This is a genomic window from Curtobacterium sp. PhB128, assembly GCF_004340725.1.
In the GTDB taxonomy this organism is placed as follows: domain Bacteria; phylum Actinomycetota; class Actinomycetes; order Actinomycetales; family Microbacteriaceae; genus Curtobacterium.
In genome coordinates this window covers 752,972-772,719 of record NZ_SLUR01000001.1, presented here as the reverse complement: position 1 = coordinate 772,719, position 19,748 = coordinate 752,972, and the positions used below count along the sequence as shown (strand labels likewise).

Sequence of the window (19,748 nt, the reverse complement as noted above, 5' to 3'; positions counted from 1 at the left end):
GTGACCGCTCGGGGTGGGACGGGCGGTGTGTCGTGACCGGTCGGCGGGGGCGACCACCCAGGTTGCACGGCGCAACTTTCGTGTGCGGCGCGCCGGGTCGATGCGCACGAATGATGCATCACGCGACGGGTGCTTGCATTACAGCGGTGTAAACAAATCGCTCCCGGTTCGATCTGTTCCGTGACAGGGTGATACCAATGAGCGTTCCTGGCCGGGCACACAGACGTACCACCCGCCGGTCCGGACACTTGCACCCAACTTCAAGAGAGGCATCGAACATGGCATCCGTGTTCAAGAAGCACACAGCCACGTGGGGCAGGCGCGGCATCGCGCTCGGCGCCGGAGCAGCAGCGACGGCGCTGGTGCTGACCGGCTGCGCGAGCAGCAGCGTGAGCGACACCGAGCTGAACGGCCTGAGCATCGGGACGACGGACAAGATCACGTCCCTCGACCCGGCCGGCTCCTACGACAACGGCTCGTTCGCCGTGCAGAACCAGGTCTTCCCGTTCCTGATGAACACGCCCGTTGGCAGCCCGGACGTCGAGCCGGACATCGCCACGAAGGCGGAGTTCACGAGCCCGACCTCGTACGAGGTCACCCTCAAGGACGGCCTCGAGTTCGCGAACGGCAACAAGCTCACCTCGAGCGACGTGAAGTTCTCGTTCGACCGTGAACTGAAGATCAACAACGAGAACGGCCCGCAGTCGCTGCTCGCCAACCTCAAGAGCATCGACACCCCGGACGACACGACCGTGGTGTTCAACCTCGACCACGCCGACCAGACCTGGCCGCAGGTGCTCTCGAGCCCCGCCGGCCCGATCGTCGACGAGGACGTCTTCAGCGCGACGAAGCTCACCAGCGCCGACGACATCGTCAAGGGCAAGGCGTTCGCCGGGCAGTACCAGATCAGCTCCTACAAGGAGAACCAGCTGATCCAGTACAAGACGAACCCGAAGTACGACGGCCTGCTCGGCAAGGCGAAGACCTCCGAGGTGACGGCCAACTACTACACCAAGGAGACCGACCTCAAGCTCGCCGTGCAGCAGGGCGACGTCGACGTTGCGTACCGCTCCCTGACGCCGACCGACATCTCGGACCTGCGCAAGGACGACAAGCTCAAGGTCACCGACGGCCCCGGCGGCGAGATCCGCTACGTGGTCTTCAACTTCAAGACGCAGCCGTTCGGCACCGGTCAGGACGACGCCGACGAGGCGAAGGCCCTCGCCGTGCGACAGGCCGCCGCCGACGTGGTCGACCGCGCCGCCCTGGCGAAGGAGGTCTACAACGACACCTTCACGCCGCTGTACTCGATGGTGCCGGACGGCCTCACCGGTGCGGTCCAGCCGTTCAAGGACATGTACGGCGACGGCGACGGTGGCCCCGACGTCGACAAGGCGAAGAAGACCCTCGCCGACGCCGGTGTCTCCGGCAAGGTGCAGCTCGACATCCAGTACGCGCCCGACCACTACGGTTCGGCCTCGGACGACGAGTACGCGCTGCTGAAGACGCAGCTCGAGGACTCGGGCCTGTTCACCGTCAACATCCAGTCGACGGTCTACACGACCTACGCCCAGGAGCGCACGAAGGACGCGTACCCGGAGTACCAGCTCGGCTGGTTCCCGGACTTCTCCGACGCCGACAACTACCTGTCGCCGTTCTTCACCAAGGAGAACTTCGTCCAGAACCACTACGACGACTCGGTCATCCAGGACCTCATCGCGAAGGAGCAGGCGGAGTCCGACCCGGACAAGCGTGCCGACCTGATCGAGCAGGCCCAGGAGCGCGAGGCATCGCAGATCTCGACGCTGCCCCTGCTGCAGGGCAAGTCCGTCGCCGTCGCCGGCAAGGACGTCAAGGGCCTGACCCTCGACGCCTCGTTCAAGTTCCGGTACGCCACCCTCAGCAAGTAGCACCACGCCCCTCGCGCAGGCCGCGGGCGTTCCCACGAGGAACGCCCGCGTGCCTGCGCACCGGCATGAAAGGCACCCCTCCCCGTGACCCTGAGCACCCCAGAGGCGACCCAGGACGTGAACGGCACCGATCCGACCAAGCCACAGGCACAACGTCGTGCCAAGAGCAGTGGCGGCGGACTCGGCCGGTACGTCCTCGTCAGGTTCCTCCTCATCATCCCGACCGTCTTCATCCTGGTGACGCTCGTGTTCTTCCTGATGCGCGTCATCGGGAACCCGATCACCGCGTCGGTCGGCGGCCGACTCACCCCGACGCAGCTGCAGGAACGCCTGCACGCCGCCGGGTACGACCGTCCCGTGCTCGTGCAGTACTTCGAGTACCTCGGCGGCATCCTGCGCGGTGACTTCGGCAACGCGTCGACCGACAACCGGCCGATCACCGAGATCATCCTGCAGTACGGCGGCGCGACCGCCGAGCTCGTCTTCTACGCCCTCGTCGTCGCGCTCGTGCTCGGCATCCCGCTCGGCATGCTGGCCGCGTACACGCGCGACAAGTGGCCCGACGTGCTGCTCCGTGCCCTCGCGATCCTGACGTACGCGACCCCGGTGTTCTTCGGCGGCCTGCTGCTCAAGCTCGTCTTCTCGGTGTGGCTCGGTTGGCTGCCGCTCGGCGACCGCGCGTCGACCAGGGTGGAGCTCATCCTCGACGGCATCCCCGGCGCGAGCGGCATCTACATCATCGATGCACTGCGGACCGGCAACGCGGCGGTCATCGGCGACGTGCTGCAGCACGCCGTCCTGCCGGCGCTGACCCTCGGACTGCTGACCGCCGGCATCTTCCTGCGCCTGGTGCGCGCGAACATGATCGGGTCGCTCGGCTCCGAGTACGTCGACGCGGCCCGCTCCCGCGGTGTCCGCGAGTCGCGGTTGGTGCGGACGCACGCGTTCCGCCCCGCTCTCGTGCCGATCATCACGGTCATGGGCCTGCAGATCGCGATGCTGCTGGGCGGTTCGGTCCTGACCGAGACCACCTTCGGGTGGCGCGGCCTGGGCTTCGAGCTCAACCAGTACCTGTCGGCCCGTGACTTCGTCGCGGTCCAGGGCATCGTCGCGATGCTGGCGGTGATCGTCGCGGTGACCAACTTCATCGTCGACGTCGTCGCCGCCCTGATCGACCCGAGAGTGAGGTTCTGACGATGGCCGACACCACCCTCGTCGACCGCCACGAGCCGCTCTGGAAGCGGCTGCCCGTGGTGGTCCAGCTCCGCAAGAGCACCGGCTGGCAGCGCGCCATGCTCATCGTCGGCGTGGTCATCTGCGCCCTCTACCTGCTCGTCGCGGTCTTCGCGCCGCTGTTGGCCCCGTACGGCTTCGGCCAGCTGCAGGGCGCGGACGGCGAGAGCTTCCCGCGCACGGGCGCACCGAGCGCCGAGCACATCTGGGGCACCACCGTCGGCGGGTTCGACGTGTTCAGCCGGGTGGTCTACGGCGCCCGGACCGCGGTCCTCGTCGTGATCGTCGCGGTCGTCGTGTCGATCATCGTCGGCGTGCTGCTCGGGCTGGTCTCCGGCTACCTGGGCGGCTGGCTCGACCGTGTCCTCGTCGTGGTCGCCGACGCGATCTACGCGTTCCCCTCGCTGCTGCTGGCGATCGTCGTGTCGATCGTGATCTCCGGCGGCAACTCGAGCTACTCGGGCGGCATCATCGCGGCGGCGATCTCGATCACCGTCGTCTACGTGCCGCAGTACTTCCGGGTGGTCCGTGCCGAGGCCGTGCGTCTGAAGAACGACGCGTTCGTCGAGTCGGCACGCGTGATGGGCACGAACCCGTGGCGCATCATGACCCGGCACGTGCTGCGGAACTCGACCAGGTCCCTGCCGCTCATCCTGACGCTCAACGCCAGCGACGCGATCCTGACCCTGGCAGGCCTCGGCTTCCTCGGGTTCGGCATCGGGCCGACGTCCGGCGCCGAGTGGGGCTACGACCTCAGCCGTGCGCTGTCCGACGTCGCGAGCGGCGTCTGGTGGACCGGTGTCTACCCGGGTGTCGCGATCGTGGTGCTGGTGCTCGGTGTGACGTTCATCGGCGAGAGCCTCAACGACATCTCCGACCCCCGTCTGCGTGCGCGCCGACGGCTGAAGCAGCTGGTGTCCACGCGCGACGCGCGCAACACGGCCACCGCGGAAGGACCGGGCGCATGACGACCGACACCGAGAACGCACCCGTGGTCGTCGTCGACGACCTCACGGTCACCTTCGCCACCGACGGCGGCGCCGTCGACGCGGTCAAGGGCGTCAGCCTCGACGTCCGCCCCGGCGAGGTCCTCGCCCTGGTGGGCGAGTCCGGCTCCGGCAAGTCCGTCACGGCTCGCGCCATGCTCCGGCTCATGCCCGAGACGGCGACGCTCGGCGGCGCGGTGCTGCTCGACGGCACCGACGTCGTCACCGTCGGCGCGCAGAAGCTCCGCAGCCTGCGGGGGACCGCCGGTGCGATGGTCTTCCAGGAGCCGTCGACCGCCCTCAACCCGGTCTTCACGGTCGGGTGGCAGATCGCCGAGGGGCTCCGCGCCCACGGCGGCATGTCCAAGAAGGAGGCGCGGGCGAAGGCCATCGACTACCTCGGCCGCGTCGGCATCCCCGACCCCGAGACCCGCGTCGACCACTACCCGCACCAGTTCTCCGGCGGCCAGAAGCAGCGTGTCGTCATCGCGAGTGCCCTGGCCCTCGAGCCGTCGGTGATCATCGCCGACGAGCCGACCACGGCGCTCGACGTCACGGTGCAGGCCGAGATCCTCGACCTGCTCCGCCGCTGCCGCGACGAGTTCGGCACGGCGATCGTGATCATCACGCACAACATGGGTGTGGTGGCCGACCTGGCCGACCGCGTCGCCGTGATGTACCAGGGCGAGATCGTCGAAGAGGCCTCGGCGACGGACCTGTTCGCGCGTCCGCAGGCCGACTACACGAAGCGGCTGCTCGCCGCCGTGCCCCGGCTCGAGGCGTCGACGGGCACCGCCCGCCGTGCCGCGATCGCCGAGGACGTCACCCCGCTGGTCGAGGCGAAGGGGCTCGAGATCGAGTACCCCGGCCGCCTCGGTTCGCCCGCGTTCCGCGCCGTGAAGGGCGTCGACCTGGCGATCCGTCCCGGCGAGGTCCTCGGCCTGGTGGGGGAGTCCGGCTCCGGCAAGACCACGATCGGTCGCGCCATGGCCGGGCTGACGAAGGTCACCGGCGGCTCGCTGAAGGTCCTCGGCGCCGAGATGCTCGGCTACCGGGAGCGCGACTTCAAGCACCTGCGCAAGGACATCGGGTTCGTGTTCCAGGACCCGGCGACGTCGTTCAACCCGCTGCTCACGATCGCCGAGTGCGTCGCCGAGCCGCTGGTCGTCCACAAGGAGGTGTCGAGCCCGCGTGCGGCCCGTAAGCGCGTCGACGAACTCCTCGAGGCGGTCCAGCTGCCGAAGGCGTACGGGGACCGCTACCCGCACGAGCTCTCCGGTGGGCAGCGCCAGCGCGCCTCGCTCGCCCGGTCGCTCGCGCTCCGGCCGAAGCTGCTCATCGCCGACGAGCCGACGAGTGCGCTCGACGTGTCGGTGCAGGCCCGCGTGCTCGAACTCTTCCTCGAGCTCCAGCAGGACCTGGGCTTCGCGTCGCTGTTCATCAGCCACGACCTGGCGGTCGTGGGCGCGCTGTCCGACCGGATCGCGGTGCTGTACCGCGGCGACCTGGTCGAGGTGGGCACGACGGCGCAGGTCCTCGGCGCCCCGCAGCACCCGTACACGCAGCGCCTGCTGGCGTCGCTCCCGGTGCCGGACCCTGCGGAGCAGGCCGAGCGACGGCGTACGCTGGAGCAACTGGAGAACGTCGGGTCCTGACCCGATGCGACCCGCGTCTGGTCTCGACCCGGCGCGACCCGTCCAGGAGGCCCGTCCAGCGTCGTCGACGCACGCCGGGCCTCCTGGACGGTCGCCTCCACAGCTGTACGCACGACGGTCCTGCCAGCGCGGTCCGTCGCGAACCGCCGCCAGGGGGCGGCGTGGAAGGGGACCCATGATCGCGGTCAACGGACCGGCGGTCGTCGCGGACGACGTGTCGATCGAGTACCGGGGCGGACGGGGGTCCGAGTCGATCCGAGCGGTCGACGGGGTCAGCCTGACGGTGCGGCAGGGCGAGATCCTCGCACTGCTCGGTGAGTCGGGGTCGGGCAAGTCGACCTTCGCCGCCGCGATCGCGGGGCAGCTCGGGTCGCACGGCGAGGGTGACGGTGCGCTGCGCCGGCACATCGTCGGGGGCGAACTGACCGTCCTCGGCCAGAAGACCCGCGGGCTGCGCGGTTCGTCCCGCAAGCTCGAGCGGCTGAGCGGCCGGATCGGCTACCTGCCGCAGGACGGCGCCGATCGACTCAGTCCGGACCTCACCGTCGGCGAGGCCATCGCCGAACCGATCTACCAGCGCGACCGCCGCTTCGACCGGAAAGAGGCGGGCCTGATCGTCGCGCGCCTGGTCGACGCCGTGCACCTGCCGCTCGGCGTGATGCGGCTGAACACCTGGGAGCTCTCCAGCGGGCAGCGGCAGCGTGTCGCCCTGGCGCGGGCCCTCGTGCTCGAACCCCAGCTCCTGGTCGCCGACGAACCCGCCCGCGGCGTCGACGTGCTCGTGCGCCAGTCGGTGCTCGAGGCCCTGGCGACCCTGCAGCGCAACCGGCAGTTCTCCGCCGTCGTGGTGTCCAGCGACCTGCGCGAAGCCGGCGCCCTGGCCGACCGCGTCGCCGTGATGGCCGATGCCCGGCTGGTCGGCCTCGGCACCTTCGACGAGGTCCTCGACAACCCCGTCGACCCCTACGTCAAGACCCTGGCCGCGACCGCGGCCCGCGGCGTGAAGCGTCGCCCGGCACCCACCGCCCCGCGCCGCTCGACGGCGCCACGCCGACCGGTCGCCGCCGGCACCGGCCCCCGCACGGACCGACAGGAGAACCCGTGAGCACCGCCACCCGAGGCCACCGCGCCGTCGTCCCCACCTCCGGCGCCCCGCTGCCGATCGACGCACCGCATTCCGGCCCCGTCGCCGTGCTGCCGGAGCCGACCGACCTGCACGTCACCGCGGTGACCGAGGCCGGCGGGACCGTCGCGGCGCTCGACGCGGACACCCGCGGGCTCGTCTGGCTCGACCCCCGCGACCCGTCCGGCCTCGCCGACGCGCTCGACGCAGCACCGGGGATCGGCTGGGTGCAGCTGCCGTTCGCCGGGGTCGACGCCTTCGCACACCTCATCCAGGAGCACGGGGACCGCGTGCTCTTCACCTCGGCGAAGGGCGCGTACGCGGAACCCGTCGCAGAGCACGCCCTGGCGCTGACGCTCGGGACGCTGCGGGTCCTGCAGAAGCGTGCCCGTGCACACTCGTGGGCCACCGAGCCCGAGGGCGTGTCGCTGTACGGCCGGAACGTCGTCGTCATCGGCGCCGGCGGGATCGCGCTCGAGTACATCCGCCTGCTCGCCCCGTTCGACGTCGACGTCACCGTGGTGCGTCGCTCCGCCGACCCGGTGGCCGGCGCATCGCGCACCGTCACCACCGACCAGCTCGACGAGGTCCTGCCCGACGCCGACGTCGTGATGATCGCAGCAGCCATGACCTCGGGCACCGCGAAGCTCTTCGGCGAGCGGCAGTTCGCGATCATGAAGCCGTCCGCCCGGCTCGTCAACATCGCCCGCGGGGGACTCGTCGACACCGACGCCCTGGTCGAGGCCCTGCGCACCGGTGCGATCGCCGCCGCAGGGCTCGACGTCACCGACCCCGAGCCGTTGCCGGACGGCCACCCGCTGTGGTCCGAGCCCGGCGCGGTCATCACGCCGCACCAGGCCGACACCCCGGAGATGGTCGCGCCGCTGCTCGCCGAGCGGGTGCGACTCAACACCACGGCGTTCCTCGACGGCAGCGGCGAGGGCTTCGTCGGCGTCGTCGACCCGGTCGCCGGGTACTGAGGAGCAGCGCTGCACCGGCGGCCACAGCGCGGCGCGCCCGGGCGGCGTGTCCGATGCGGTGAGGGGCCCTGCGGTGCTGCTATGCTGTTACCCGTTGTTCGCACGACATTCGCCAGCGGACAGTGATCCTCGATAGCTCAATTGGCAGAGCAGCCGGCTGTTAACCGGCAGGTTGTTGGTTCGAGTCCAACTCGGGGAGCGTCTGGCCCGGATCCTCACGGATCCGGGCCTTTTGCGTTTCCGGCGCGGTGCCCACGGCCGCGCGCCGCACAGGCGCGCCGGTCAGGACGCGGGGGTGCTCGGCTCGATGTGCAGCGTGCCGTCGCGGTTGTTGTCGTCGATCGTGCCGGTCTTCGGCACGTAGACGTCGAGGTAGTCGAGCCGGAAATGGTCGAGCTGATCGGCGTACTCGGACAGGAACTCCGTGACCTGGTGGGGCATGCCCCGACGGTCGTCGTGGCCGACCACGATCGCGTCGAACGGTCCGTACTGCGGCTTCTGCGTGCCCCGGTCGGGCAGGTAGATGCGCCAGGTGTTCGCACTGAAGCGGGCGAACAGCACGCCCTCGGAGTCCTTGCCGCGCACGTGCAGGGCGTCGGAGAGCAGGGCGATGCCGCTCGGGCGGGACTGTGCCACCGCGACCCCGAGCCGCACCGCCGGCACGAGCAGGCAGGCGACGAGGACGGCCGCCGCGATGCGTCCGACGGGTGGCCGCACCGATGCCAGCCGGCCGTACCCGATGGCGGCCAGGGCGATGATCAGCGGCATCCAGGCGTCGTAGTAGTACGGGAGCGAGACGTTCGCGACGATGACGTAGAACACGAGGAAGACACCGAGCGCGATGCCGAGGAACGCGACGAGCCGGTCCGGCCGGATCGCCAGAGCGCAGGCGACGCCGATGACCAGCACCGTGAGCAGCAACCAGCCGGTGCCCGCCGCCAGGAACGCGAAGTTGGCCCACCACGGTGCCTGGGGGTAGATCGTGCCGAGGATCGTCGTCGGGTGTCCGTGCGCGTTCTGCTGTGCCTGGAACTTCAGCATGTGCCCGATGGCGGTGAAGAGCCCCACCGGCAGGTACAGGAGCACGAAGACCACCACGAACGCGACGCCGCCGTACAGTGCGCCCACGCCCAGGTCGCGCCAGCGGCGGAACAGCAGGGGCAGCGCGCCGATCGCGAGCACGAGCACGGCGGTCGAGACCTTGGACGTGACGGACATCGCGAGCAGCGCCCCTGCTGCGGCGATCCACCACCGGTTGCCGGTGCGCATCCAGGTCCAGGCGGCGGCGAGCGACGCGATCGCGAAGAAGACCATGAGGGGCTCGAGCATCGCGAAGCGGTCGATCCGCGCGCCGATCACCGAACCCGCCTCGGCCCACGACGCACCGGACCCGCGCGGCGTCAGCCACCACGCACCGGCGGCGAGGAGCCCCGTCCAGAAGCCGACCTCACGGCGCAACCAGACGAACAGGACCACGCCGGTGCCGAGCATCGCGGCCGCGGCCACCAGGCGGGGCCCGAGCGGCCCCTGTCCGACGACGAGCTGCGCGATGCCGTACAGGTACTTCGCCGTCGGCGGGTGTTCGAGGTTGAGCGAGAAGTTGCCGTGCACGTACGCCCAGCTCGCCCGGAGGTAGACGAACTCGTCGTTGACGATGGTCGGGCGGCCGAGGTGCCAGAAGGCGACGAACAGGGCAGCCACGGCGACGACCACGAGGGCGGCGACGCGGACGGGGCGGGAGTGCAGGCGGGGGATGAGGACCTCCAGGGCGGGGCGTGCCCGACCATCATCGCAGGAGCGACCGTGCGGGTCCTGCCGGGCAGTTGCTGTTAGCGTTCACAGGTGCACCGATCCCGTCCGCCCCGCGCCGTGTTCCTCGGCGTGATGCTCGCGGCGGTCATCGCGCCCGTGCTCGTCGGGTGCAGCGATGCCGGACCCGACACCGATGCGTCAGAGGAGCCCACGAGCTCGGAGACCGGGCTCGGGTCGGGTGCCTCGCCGGTCGTGTTCGCCTTCGTGTGCGACGACGGCGACCCCGAGACCTACACGACCTACTCGGCGGTGTGGGAGGACGAGCGGACCTCGTGCACCGCGAAGCGGCTCACGGGCTCGGTGCCGTCGACGCAGCAGCAGGCCGCCGTCGACGCGACCCGGGGTGACGCCACCCTCGTCGAGCTCGCGAGCGCGTGCGCCGTGACCGGCACGGACCCGTGGACGTCGGCGGTCGCCGACGACGGCGCAGCGCACGTCGCCGCCGGCCTCCTGCAATACTGCCCGGGGCACCCGGAGACCGACCACCTGCGCGACGCGCTGACGACGTACCGGAGCTGAGCCGGGCCTCCCGGTCGTCAGCCGACCACGGTAGGCGACGCGCGGGCCGGACCGGCCCGTCAGCCCTCGGGGTGGTCGCGACCCGGCAGCCACGACTGGCCGGGGCCGCCCCAGCTGTTCTTGCGGATGGCCTTGGCGACCTGCTTGCCGTAGGGGTGCACCAGGCGGTCGGCGTAGAGCCAGCCGTCCAGGTGGTCGTACTCGTGCTGGAAGATGCGCGCGAGCCAGCCGTCGGCCCGGACCTCGAACGGTTCGCCGTGCTCGTCGAACGCCCGGAGCAGCGCGCTGCCGGAGCGTCGGAGCGGGAAGCGCTCACCCGGCACGGACAGGCAGCCCTCGGACTCGTCGTCCTCGTCGAGCTCGTCGACCGACTCGGGGACCGGCGGGCTGATCCAGAGGACCGGGTTCACGGCCGCGGCGCGGTGCAGTACTTCGTCGTCGTCGGTGTACGAGTACACGAACAGGCGCTTGCCGACGCCGACCTGGGGTCCGGCCAGCCCGACGCCGGGGGCGAGGTCCATGGTCTCGAACATGTCGGCGACGAGGGAACGGAGGTCGTCATCGAACTCGGTGACCTCGGCTGCACGCTCGTGCAGGACGGGTTCGCCGGTGATGCGGATCGGGAGAACGGCCATTCACCCAGGTTATCCGGCGGTGGACGGTAGCCTCGACGCGTGACGACGGACCTCCAGCTGCCCGACGCAGTGAACCTGACGCCGTTCCAGGCCCTCATGATCCCCGTCGCGCTCATCGGTGCGGTGTTCCTGTCGCTGGGAGCGCAGTTCCAGAGCCGGGGCGTGCAGCGGGTCGAGGCGCGGCTGGGGCGGCAGTCGAAGGGGCTGAGCGTCCGGCACGTCGTCGGGCTGGTCTCGAGCGGCTACTGGGTGCTCGGCACGCTGATGCTCGGCATCGCCGTCGTGCTGCAGCTCATCAGCATCACGTACGCGCCGCTGATCGTCGTGCAGCCGCTCGGGGCGGTCGCGCTCGTGATCACCACGTGGTTCTCCTCCCGGTCGTCGGGCGTGCCGCTGGGCCGTCGGGCGAAGCGTGCGGTGTGGACCTGCATCATCGGTGTCGCGATCTTCGTCGGCATCGCGGCGTTCGTCGGGCACGAGAGCGCGATCACCCGGCAGCAGCTGGTGACCGTCCTGATCATCCTGGCCGTGGTGCTCGTGCTGGTGCTGGTGTCGTTCCGACTCGTGGCCAAGCACAAGAGCGCGCTCTACTACATCGTCGGCGCGGGCATCCTCTACGGGTTCGTCGCGACGCTCGCCAAGGTCGTGCTGAACCGGTTCGTGAACGGCACGTTCGATTGGTTGACGGTCCTCGCGATCATCGGGGTGGTCGTCGCGGCGTCGCTCGGCGGGTACTTCGTGCAGAACGCGTACTCGGCCGGTTCGGCGGACCTCGTCATCGCGGGGCTGACCGTGATCGACCCGATCGTCGCCGTCGGGATCGGCGTGGTGGTGCTCGACGAGGCGTCCGGGGCACCGTGGGGTGCGGTCGCCGGGTTCGTGGTCGCGGCCGGCATCGCCATCACCGGGGTGTTCCTGCTCGCCAAGCACCACCCGCAGACGCGCGCCTGACCGCGGGGCCGCGGGCGGCGCAGCGCCGTCGCCCGTCACCCCGAGGTACCACGGGGTCCTCCGCGCGGCTGACGCGGCCGCGGATGCGGGTGCGGTACCGTCGGCAGTCCGACCAGCAATCGCCCACGAGAGGACGACGCCAGCCGTGTCAGGAGACGTCACCACCGCCACCGCCGAACCGACGGGCGCGACGGGCGGACACCGACCCTTGCGCATCCTGATCGCCGCGGACACCTTCCCGCCGGACGTCAACGGCGCCGCCACCTTCGCCGAACAGCTCGCCGTCGGCCTGGCCGAGCGCGGGCACGAGGTCCACGTCGTCGCCCCGGCCTCGAGCCGCAACTACGGCACCTTCGACGAGGAGCACCAGGGCGTGACCCTCGTCGTGCACCGCCTGAAGTCGTACAAGTGGCCGCTGCACGCCTGGCTCCGTTTCGTGTGGCCGTGGAGCGTCAAGAAGTGGACCGGCCCGATCCTCGACGCCGTGAAGCCCGACGTCCTGCACATCCAGTCACACGTCGTCATCGGTCGCGGGATCGTCGCCGAGGCGAACGCGCGCGGCATCCGGGTCATCGCGACGAACCACTTCATGCCCGAGAACCTGCTCGAGTACACGCCGTTCGGCAAGTGGACGCTGCCCATCGCGCTGAAGATCGCGTGGAGCGACGCCGCGAAGACCTACCGGCTCGCCGACACCATCACGACGCCGACGAACCTGGCCGCCGACTACCTGCGCAAGGCCATCGCCGGACAGCGGGTGCTCGCGATCTCGTGCGGGATCGACGCGTCGCGGTACGTGGCGCGCGAGGGCCGTCCGGTCAACAACGACATCGTGTTCGTCGGCCGCGTGGCGCCGGAGAAGAACCTCGACGTGCTGGTCCGGGCCGTGGCGCTGCTGCCCGGTTCGCTCGCGGCGACCCTGACGATCGTCGGCGACGGCGAGATGATCCCGAAGCTGACCGCCCTGGCGAAGGAGCTCGGGCTCGAGGACCGCGTCCGGTTCCTCGGGTTCGTCTCGGACGAGGTCAAGCGCACCGCCCTGACGAACGGCACCGTGTTCGCGATGCCCTCCACCGCCGAGCTGCAGAGCATCTCCTCGCTCGAGGCCATGGCGTCCGGGCTGCCGGTCGTCGCGGCCGACTCGATGGCGCTGCCCCACCTCATCGACGGCAACGGGTACCTGTTCGCCCCCGGCGACGAACACGACCTCGCCGCCAAGCTCGAGGCAGTGTTGACGGCGTCGGAAGCGGAGTACACGGCCATGCGGGAGCGCAGTTCGGCCATGATCGAGGCACACGACATCAACCGCACGCTCACGACGTTCGAGGCGCTGTATCGTGGGGAACCGGTGGCCTGACGGTCGTCGAGGGGCGGTAGCCAAGCTGGTCAAGGCAGTCGGCTCATAACCGAACGATTCGCGGGTTCAAGTCCCGCCCGCCCTACGTGCAGATGAAACGCAAGCGCGAGGACGACCACGACGCAGCTGGTCCGACGCCGAACGTCACGTTCCAGGTGAACCGTGGTGGCACCGGCGTGCGCGTCAACGCCTTCCGCATCGGGTTCATGGGTGCCATCGGTGTCCTCGTCGCGCTGCTCGCCGGCACCATCATCGGCGAGCTCAGCACCGTCCTCGTCTACATCGGGGTCGCGCTCTTCCTCGCGCTCGGCATCGACCCGCTCGTCTCGTTCCTCGAGCGGCTCATCCCGCGGTGGGCGGCGATCACCGTCGTCGTCGTGGGGGTCCTTGCGGCGTTCGCCGGGGTCGTCTTCGCGGTCGTCCCGATCCTGGTCGAGCAGGCGACGAACCTGATCCAGAACTTCCCCGAGGTCGTCGACGACATCTCGAAGCAGCAGTGGGTGCAGGACCTGTCGAAGCAGTTCGCCGGGTCGTTCGACATCGACCACGCGCTCGAGTCGGTGCAGTCGTTCGTCGAGAACCCGGGCAACCTGCTCAGCGTCGGCGGCGGCATCCTGGCGGTCGGCAGCGGCATCCTGTCGGGGCTCACCGGCGTGCTCATCGTCCTCATCCTGATGCTCTACTTCCTCGCGTCGATGCGGGGCATGAAGCGTGCGGCGTACCGGTTCGTGCCGGCGTCCCGCCGCGAGAACTTCATCGACGTCAGTGAGCAGATCACCCAGGCGGTCGGTCGGTACGTCGTCGGCCAGGTGTCGCAGGCACTCATCAACGGCATCCTGAGCCTGGTGTTCCTGCTCATCATCGGTGCGCCGCTGCCCGTGCTGCTGGCCTCGTTCGCGTTCCTCGGCTCGCTCATCCCGCTCGTCGGCACCCTCGGCGCCGCGATCGTCATCTCGTTGCTCTGCCTCTTCGCGTCGCCCGCCACAGCACTCGCCGCGGCGATCTACTACCTCGTCTACATGCAGGTCGAGGCGTACCTCATCTCGCCGCGCATCATGTCGCGTGCCGTGCAGGTGCCCGGGGCTCTCGTGGTCATCGCCGCGGTGGCCGGTGGCACGATCGGCGGCGTGCTCGGTGCCCTGGTAGCCCTGCCCGTCGCCGCGTCGATCATCATCATCGTGCAGAAGGTCATCTACCCGCGGCAGGAGCTGGCGTGACGGACGCCGCCTCCGGCTTCGCCGACCACGTCGCAGAACGCGATCGCTGGGCACGCGGGCCTCGTGGCCCCTTGGCCCTCGTGAACGCCCAGCACGTCGACCACCCGCAGCCGGTGTGGCCGGTCCCCGGCACCTGGGCACCGACGGTCGGCGGCCTCGCGGTGACTGCCGCCGCCACCGACGGTGTCGTCGTGGACGGCGTGCCGGTGGACGGCACGGTGCTCGTCGCCGGTGACACCGCCGTGGTCCCGTCCGCCGTCGCGTTCCCCGACGGCTTCGCGGGCACGGTGTCCGGTTCGACGCTGCGCGTCTGGGACCCCGCGGCGGAGCCGATCCACCGCTTCGCGCGCATCGCCCGGTTCGACCGGTCCGACGACTGGGCGGCTTCCGGCACGTACGTCCCGCTGGACCCCGGTGCGGGCGACGACCGGGAGGCCCGTGGCAGCGTCCTCGACGCCGCCGGCGACGCCCTGCCGGTCGCCGGGCACATCGAGACGGCCGTCGGCAGCACGACCATGCGGTTCGTCGCGGTCCGGTCCGCGGCGTTCCGGGGTGCTCCGCGGCTGCAGCTCATCGTGCAGGACGCCACGAGCGCCCTCGCCGAGGACGACCCCGGCAGCACCTACTCGATGGGCCGCTTCCTGTACCTCGACGACCCCGGCACCGCGGGCCCGGTCGAGCTCGACTGGAACCTGCTCGTGCTGCCGCCCTGCGCGTTCTCGTACCAGTTCGCCTGCCCGATCCCGCCGGCCGAGAACCGCGTACCCGTGCCGATCACGGCGGGGGAGCGGCACCCCGTCGACGCTGCGGGCACCGTCCTGCACTGAACCGGACCACGCTCGGCGGGGTCCTTGCCGTTCGCAGCCGGAACGCTGCATAATGGGCGTGTCCTGTCGGGACATCACAATCGCATACCGAATGGTTCCGTGGCTCGCAGCCGCTCGGATCCTCCGCACCAGGTCGATGGGGAAGTCGCACCTGACGTATCGGAGGAACCGTGAACGGAACGACGACAGGAGTGCTCTACGTGCACTCCTCACCCCGCGCGCTCTGCCCGCACGTCGAATGGGCAGCAGGTCGCGCGATGAACCGCGCCGTGAACTTCTCGTGGCTCGACCAGCCGGCACAGGACGGTGCCCGGCGGACCGAGTTCACCTGGACCGGTGCGGTCGGTGCCGGTGCCGCGATCGCCTCCGCGCTGCGCGGCTGGGAGCACCTGCGCTACGAGGTGACCGAGGAGCCGACGACCGAGTCCGACGGCGGCCGTTGGATGCACACGCCCGACCTCGGGGTCTTCTACGCGCAGACCGACGTGACCGGGAACATGGTCATCCCCGAGGACCGCGTCCGCTACGCGATGGAGGTCGCGGGCAGCAACGCGCTCGAACTCCACCGTGAGCTCCGGCTCGCGCTCGGACAGGCCTGGGACGACGAGCTCGAGCCCTTCCGTCACGCGGCCGAGGGCAACCCCGTCGTCTGGCTGCACCGCGTCGGCTGAGACTCGGGCCGCGCTGGCCGAGACTCGGCCTGTGCGACAGTCCTCGCAGCCCGCCGCGCGGGAGGTGTCGCTCACCGCGAGACTCGTGCCGGGCACTCCGACCGGCACTGGGACGACGGAAGCCCGCCCCGACGACGCGGGACGGGCCTCCTGGCAGGGTGCGACGGATCAGACGCTGCGGAACGCGACCACGGCGTTGTGGCCGCCGAAGCCGAACGAGTTGCTCACCGCGAGGAGGTCGCCGTCGGGCAGCGCGCGCGGCTCGCGCGCGACGTCCATGACGATCTCCGGGTCCTGGTCGTTGAGGTTGATCGTCGGCGGCGCGACACGGTTGTGCAGCGCGAGGACCGTGAACGCGGCTTCGATCGCACCGGCGCCACCGAGCAGGTGCCCCGTGGACGCCTTGGTCGCCGACACGACGATGTCGTCGAGGTGGTCCCCGAAGACGCGACGCATGGCGTGGTACTCGGCGACGTCGCCGACCGGGGTCGAGGTGGCGTGCGCGTTGACGTGCACGACGTCCTCGCGGCTGGCACCGGCGTGGTCGAGGGCCTGCAGGACCGCACGGGCGGCAGCGCTGCCCTCGGGGTCGGGTGCCGTGATGTGGAACGCGTCCGAGGTGATGCCGGCGCCGGCGACCTCGGCGTAGATGGTCGCACCGCGGGCCTCGGCGTGCTCCTTCGACTCGAGGATGAGCGCCGCGGCGCCGTCACCGAGGACGAAGCCGTCACGGGTGACGTCGTACGGACGCGACGCGGTCTCGGGGGAGTCGTTGCGGCGCGACAGGGCCTGCATCGCCGCGAACGCCGCCAGGGGCAGCGGGTGCAGTGCGGCCTCGGCGCCACCGGTGATGACGATGTCGGCGTCCCCGTCGGCGACGTGGCGGTACGCCTCGGCCAGGGACTCGGTCGACGAGGCACAGGCCGACAGGTAGGTGCGGGCGCCGCCACGGGCGCCGAACTCCATCTCGATGGCAGCGGCCGGACCGTTCGCCATGAGCATCGGGACCGTCATCGGCAGGACCCGACGCGGGCCCTTCTCGCGCAGGGTGTCCCAGGCGTCGAGCAGGGTGTTCACGCCGCCGATGCCGGTCGCCCAGTCGACGATCAGGCGCTCGGGGACGACGGACTCGGCGTCGATGCCGGCGTCGGCCCACGCCTCACGCGCCGCGACGAGCGACAGCTGCGACGAGGGGTCCAGGCGCTTCGACTCGGGGCGGGTGAGCTGGTCGGTGAGGAACCGACGTGCCTGGCCGGCGAACTCCACGGGGAGTTCGAGCTCGGCGTAGCGCGGGTCCTCGATGCGGGTGATGCCGGACTTGCCGGCGAGCAGCGCGTCCCACGTTTCCGGGGCAGTCGCGGCGAGGGGTGAGATCGCACCGATCCCGGTGACGACGACGGTCTTCTTGGTCATGGAACGACGGTTCTTTCGTTGGGGAACAAGATGAGCGCCGCGGCCGACGGTGACCGCTGGCCGCGGCGCTCAGGAAGCTCGTGTCAGGCCTGGGCCTTGACGATGTAGTCGACCGCGTTGCCCACGGTCTTGAGGTTCTTGACCTCTTCGTCCGGGATCTTCACGTCGAACTTCTCCTCGGCGTTGACCACGATGGTCATCATCGAGATGGAGTCGATGTCGAGGTCGTCCGTGAAGGACTTGTCGGCGGCGACGGTGTCGGTGGCGATACCGGTCTCGTCGTTGATCAGCTCGGCCAGGCCGGCGAGGACTTCTTCGTTGGACAGGGCCATGAGTTTCTCCTTGAGGGGGGTGTCGTTTGACCGTGGACCAGCCTAGGGCACGCAGCGTGCTCGCGCCCGGAGACTCGTCGGGGTGGTCGCTGGTCGCGCGGGATGCGCGGCCGGGTGGGATCAGGGCAGGACGACGACCTGGGCGCCGAACACGAGCCCGGCACCGAAGCCGATCTGCAGGGCGAGCCCGCCGGACAGCTCGGGGTGTTCCTCGAGCAGGCGGTGGGTGGCGAGCGGGATGCTCGCGGCGGAGGTGTTGCCGGTGGTGGTGATGTCACGGGCGATCGTGACCGACTCGGGCAGGCCGAGCTGCTTCGCGAACTCGTCGATGATGCGGATGTTCGCCTGGTGCGGCACGAACGCCGCGAGGTCCTCCGGTCGGACACCGGCGGTCTCGAGCGCTTCGCGGGCGACCTTCACCATCTCCCACACGGCCCAGCGGAAGACCGTCTGACCCGCCTGGCGCATGGTGGGGCGGGGCGCGCCGGCCTCCCACTCGTTGTAGGTCGCCGTCATGCCGATGGCGTCCCACTTCGAGCCGTCCGAGCCCCAGATGGTCGGGGCGATGCCGGGGAAGTCGCTCGGACCGACGACGGCTGCGCCGGCACCGTCACCGAGCAGGAACGAGATCGAGCGGTCGGTCGGGTCGACGACGTCGCTGAGCTTCTCGGCACCGACGACCAGGACGTGGTCGGCGAGGCCGGACTTGATGAACGAGTCGGCCTGGGCGATGCCGTAGGCGTAGCCGGCGCACGCGGCGCTGATGTCGTACGCGGCGGCGGGCGTCGCGCCGATCCGCTCGGCGAGCAGCGACGCCATCGACGGGGTCGCGACGGTGTGCGTCACAGTGCTGACCAGCACGACACCGATCTGGTCGGGGGACAGGCCGGCCTTCTCGATCGCCTCGCGCGCGGCGGTCTCGGCGAGGTCGACGGCCTCGACGTCCTTGCCGGCACGCTTGCGCGTGATGATCCCGGTGCGCTGGCGGATCCACTCGTCGGACGAGTCGATCGGGCCGACCAGGTCGTCGTTCGGCACGTTGTTCTCGCCGCGGGCGGCGCCGAAGGCCAGGATGCGGGTGAACTCGTGGCCGCGGCGCTGGGAGAGTGCGGGACGTTCGGTCATGCGGTGGCGTCTGCTTCCTGGTCCGCGCGCTGCAGCAGGTCGATCGCTGCGGGCAGGTCCTCGGGGGTCTTGATGGCGACGGACGGCGTGCCGCGCAGGCCGCGCTTGGCGAGCCCGACCAGGGCGCCGGCCGGCGCGAGCTCGATGATGCCGGTGACACCGGCGGCCGCGAACGACTCCATCACGGCGTCCCAGTGCACGGGGCTCGCGATCTGCTGGACCATCAGGTCGACGAACCGGCGACCGTCGTCGACCCGTGAACCGTCGGCGTTGGTCCAGATCGGCAGGGTCGGGTCGTGCACCGTGGCGGCCGCGGCGACCGGGGCCACGCGCTCGACCGCTGGGGCCATGAAGTGGGTGTGGAACGCACCGGCGACGGCGAGCGGGACCACGCGGGCCTTGGCGGGCGGGTCCGCCACGAGCGCGGCGATGCCGGCGGCCGTGCCGGCGACGACGGTCTGGCCGCCGCCGTTGTGGTTCGCGGGGACGAGCCCGTGGGACTCCAGTGCTGCGGCGACCGCGTCCGCGTCGCCACCGAGCACGGCGGCCATCGAGGTCGCTTCGAGGGCAGCGGCGTCCGCCATGGCCCGGCCGCGCTCGGCGACGAGCGACACGGCGTCGGTCGGCTCGAGGACCCCGGCGACCGCAGCGGCGGTGAACTCGCCGACCGAGTGCCCGGCGACCCCGCCGACGAGCGCACGGCGGCCGTCGGCCAGCAGCGCGTCGGCGGTCACGAGACCGGCGGCGACGATGAGGGGCTGCGCGAGTGCGGTGTCCTTGATGGTGTCGGCGTCCGACGTGGTGCCGTGTGCGGCGAGGTCCACCCCGATCGACTCGGACCACTGCCCGACACGTTCACGAACGTCGGCGTCCTCGAGCCAGGGGGCGAGGAAGCCGGGGGTCTGGGAGCCCTGTCCGGGCGCGACGACGACGATCACCGGACAATCCTGTCGCTCATGCACCGCGGGGCCCGTGTGGGCTTCCCACACGAAACCCCGCGTG

The 19,748-nt window shown here is 70.6% G+C and carries 18 protein-coding genes and 2 tRNA genes; 14 read left to right on the top strand and 6 right to left on the bottom strand.

The genetic code is table 11. The features are described 5' to 3' along the window. Positions 1–278 precede the first annotated feature (278 nt). From EDF23_RS03530 to EDF23_RS03500, 7 genes are all read left to right on the top strand, one after another. A complete protein-coding gene (locus EDF23_RS03530; RefSeq protein WP_131920464.1) occupies positions 279–1,910 on the top strand; it encodes an ABC transporter substrate-binding protein in 1,632 nt (543 codons plus the stop codon). Between the two features lie 117 nt (positions 1,911–2,027). Further along, on the top strand, positions 2,028–3,104 hold the full coding sequence (locus EDF23_RS03525) for an ABC transporter permease (RefSeq protein WP_123292841.1): 1,077 nt from the start codon (positions 2,028–2,030) through the stop codon (positions 3,102–3,104). A 2-nt stretch (positions 3,105–3,106) separates the two neighbouring features. Next, positions 3,107–4,111 carry an ABC transporter permease gene (locus EDF23_RS03520; protein ID WP_131920462.1) on the top strand — a complete coding sequence of 335 codons (1,005 nt, stop codon included), beginning with the start codon at positions 3,107–3,109 and terminating at the stop codon, positions 4,109–4,111. Next, the gene (locus tag EDF23_RS03515) at positions 4,108–5,784 is read left to right on the top strand and encodes an ABC transporter ATP-binding protein (protein ID WP_131920460.1); all 1,677 of its coding nucleotides are present in this window, start codon (positions 4,108–4,110) and stop codon (positions 5,782–5,784) included. The genes EDF23_RS03520 and EDF23_RS03515 overlap by 4 nt, the downstream gene beginning before the upstream one ends. Positions 5,785–5,959: 175 nt before the next feature. Next, a complete protein-coding gene (locus EDF23_RS03510) occupies positions 5,960–6,889 on the top strand; it encodes an ATP-binding cassette domain-containing protein (RefSeq protein WP_123292572.1) in 930 nt (309 codons plus the stop codon). Further along, entirely contained in the window at positions 6,886–7,887 is a 1,002-nt protein-coding gene (locus EDF23_RS03505; protein WP_243648792.1) for a D-isomer specific 2-hydroxyacid dehydrogenase family protein, read from the top strand. The genes EDF23_RS03510 and EDF23_RS03505 overlap by 4 nt, the downstream gene beginning before the upstream one ends. 126 nt (positions 7,888–8,013) lie before the next feature. Further along, a tRNA-Asn gene (locus EDF23_RS03500) sits at positions 8,014–8,086 on the top strand. An 83-nt stretch (positions 8,087–8,169) separates the two neighbouring features. On the opposite strand, the gene EDF23_RS03495 is transcribed toward EDF23_RS03500, so the two are convergent. Then, the gene (locus EDF23_RS03495) at positions 8,170–9,588 is read right to left on the bottom strand and encodes a hypothetical protein (RefSeq protein WP_131920459.1); all 1,419 of its coding nucleotides are present in this window, start codon (positions 9,586–9,588) and stop codon (positions 8,170–8,172) included. Positions 9,589–9,729: 141 nt separating this feature from the next. On the opposite strand from EDF23_RS03495, the gene EDF23_RS03490 reads away from it, so the two are divergent. After that, positions 9,730–10,218 (top strand): hypothetical protein, encoded by a 489-nt coding sequence (locus tag EDF23_RS03490; RefSeq protein ID WP_131920457.1) that lies wholly within the window; start codon positions 9,730–9,732, stop codon positions 10,216–10,218. Between the two features lie 59 nt (positions 10,219–10,277). Here the strand turns inward: EDF23_RS03490 and def are convergent, their stop codons facing one another. Then, positions 10,278–10,853 (bottom strand): peptide deformylase, encoded by a 576-nt coding sequence (gene def / locus EDF23_RS03485; RefSeq protein ID WP_131920455.1) that lies wholly within the window; start codon positions 10,851–10,853, stop codon positions 10,278–10,280. A 39-nt stretch (positions 10,854–10,892) separates the two neighbouring features. Here def and EDF23_RS03480 point away from each other — a divergent pair, with 39 nt between their 5' ends. The 6 genes from EDF23_RS03480 to EDF23_RS03455 all read left to right on the top strand — a co-directional run bounded on the left by EDF23_RS03480 (position 10,893) and on the right by EDF23_RS03455 (position 15,876). Continuing rightward, entirely contained in the window at positions 10,893–11,804 is a 912-nt protein-coding gene (locus tag EDF23_RS03480) for a DMT family transporter (RefSeq protein ID WP_181437562.1), read from the top strand. 145 nt (positions 11,805–11,949) lie between these two features. Continuing rightward, on the top strand, positions 11,950–13,161 hold the full coding sequence (locus EDF23_RS03475) for a glycosyltransferase (protein WP_131920453.1): 1,212 nt from the start codon (positions 11,950–11,952) through the stop codon (positions 13,159–13,161). Between the two features lie 10 nt (positions 13,162–13,171). Continuing rightward, a tRNA-Ile gene (locus tag EDF23_RS03470) sits at positions 13,172–13,246 on the top strand. 7 nt (positions 13,247–13,253) lie between these two features. Next, positions 13,254–14,378, top strand: a complete 1,125-nt coding sequence (locus EDF23_RS03465; RefSeq protein WP_185094211.1) for an AI-2E family transporter — start codon at positions 13,254–13,256, stop codon at positions 14,376–14,378. Next, on the top strand, positions 14,375–15,205 hold the full coding sequence (locus EDF23_RS03460) for a DUF1684 domain-containing protein (protein WP_131920452.1): 831 nt from the start codon (positions 14,375–14,377) through the stop codon (positions 15,203–15,205). Before EDF23_RS03465 ends, EDF23_RS03460 begins: the two co-directional genes overlap by 4 nt. 170 nt (positions 15,206–15,375) lie before the next feature. Beyond that, positions 15,376–15,876: a DUF3145 domain-containing protein gene (locus tag EDF23_RS03455; protein ID WP_235035923.1), complete on the top strand. Its 501-nt coding sequence runs from the start codon at positions 15,376–15,378 to the stop codon at positions 15,874–15,876. A 168-nt stretch (positions 15,877–16,044) separates the two neighbouring features. On the opposite strand, the gene EDF23_RS03450 is transcribed toward EDF23_RS03455, so the two are convergent. The 4 genes from EDF23_RS03450 to EDF23_RS03435 form a co-directional block, all read right to left on the bottom strand. Then, positions 16,045–17,289: a beta-ketoacyl-[acyl-carrier-protein] synthase family protein gene (locus tag EDF23_RS03450; protein ID WP_123292578.1), complete on the bottom strand. Its 1,245-nt coding sequence runs from the start codon at positions 17,287–17,289 to the stop codon at positions 16,045–16,047. Between the two features lie 83 nt (positions 17,290–17,372). Continuing rightward, entirely contained in the window at positions 17,373–17,621 is a 249-nt protein-coding gene (locus tag EDF23_RS03445) for an acyl carrier protein (protein ID WP_017886710.1), read from the bottom strand. Between the two features lie 120 nt (positions 17,622–17,741). Beyond that, positions 17,742–18,746 (bottom strand): beta-ketoacyl-ACP synthase III, encoded by a 1,005-nt coding sequence (locus EDF23_RS03440; RefSeq protein ID WP_131920450.1) that lies wholly within the window; start codon positions 18,744–18,746, stop codon positions 17,742–17,744. Next, complete coding sequence (locus EDF23_RS03435; protein WP_131920448.1) at positions 18,743–19,684, bottom strand: ACP S-malonyltransferase; 942 nt, start codon at positions 19,682–19,684, stop codon at positions 18,743–18,745. Before EDF23_RS03435 ends, EDF23_RS03440 begins: the two co-directional genes overlap by 4 nt. Positions 19,685–19,748 lie beyond the last annotated feature (64 nt).

Coding starts and splice junctions, on each gene's coding strand:
- EDF23_RS03510 (WP_123292572.1), top strand. CDS start 5,960: ATGATCGCGGTCAACGGACCGGCGGTCGTCGCGGACGACGTGTCGATC.
- EDF23_RS03520 (WP_131920462.1), top strand. CDS start 3,107: ATGGCCGACACCACCCTCGTCGACCGCCACGAGCCGCTCTGGAAGCGG.
- def (WP_131920455.1), bottom strand. CDS start 10,853: ATGGCCGTTCTCCCGATCCGCATCACCGGCGAACCCGTCCTGCACGAG.
- EDF23_RS03515 (WP_131920460.1), top strand. CDS start 4,108: ATGACGACCGACACCGAGAACGCACCCGTGGTCGTCGTCGACGACCTC.
- EDF23_RS03440 (WP_131920450.1), bottom strand. CDS start 18,746: ATGACCGAACGTCCCGCACTCTCCCAGCGCCGCGGCCACGAGTTCACC.
- EDF23_RS03450 (WP_123292578.1), bottom strand. CDS start 17,289: ATGACCAAGAAGACCGTCGTCGTCACCGGGATCGGTGCGATCTCACCC.
- EDF23_RS03445 (WP_017886710.1), bottom strand. CDS start 17,621: ATGGCCCTGTCCAACGAAGAAGTCCTCGCCGGCCTGGCCGAGCTGATC.
- EDF23_RS03465 (WP_185094211.1), top strand. CDS start 13,254: ATGAAACGCAAGCGCGAGGACGACCACGACGCAGCTGGTCCGACGCCG.
- EDF23_RS03530 (WP_131920464.1), top strand. CDS start 279: ATGGCATCCGTGTTCAAGAAGCACACAGCCACGTGGGGCAGGCGCGGC.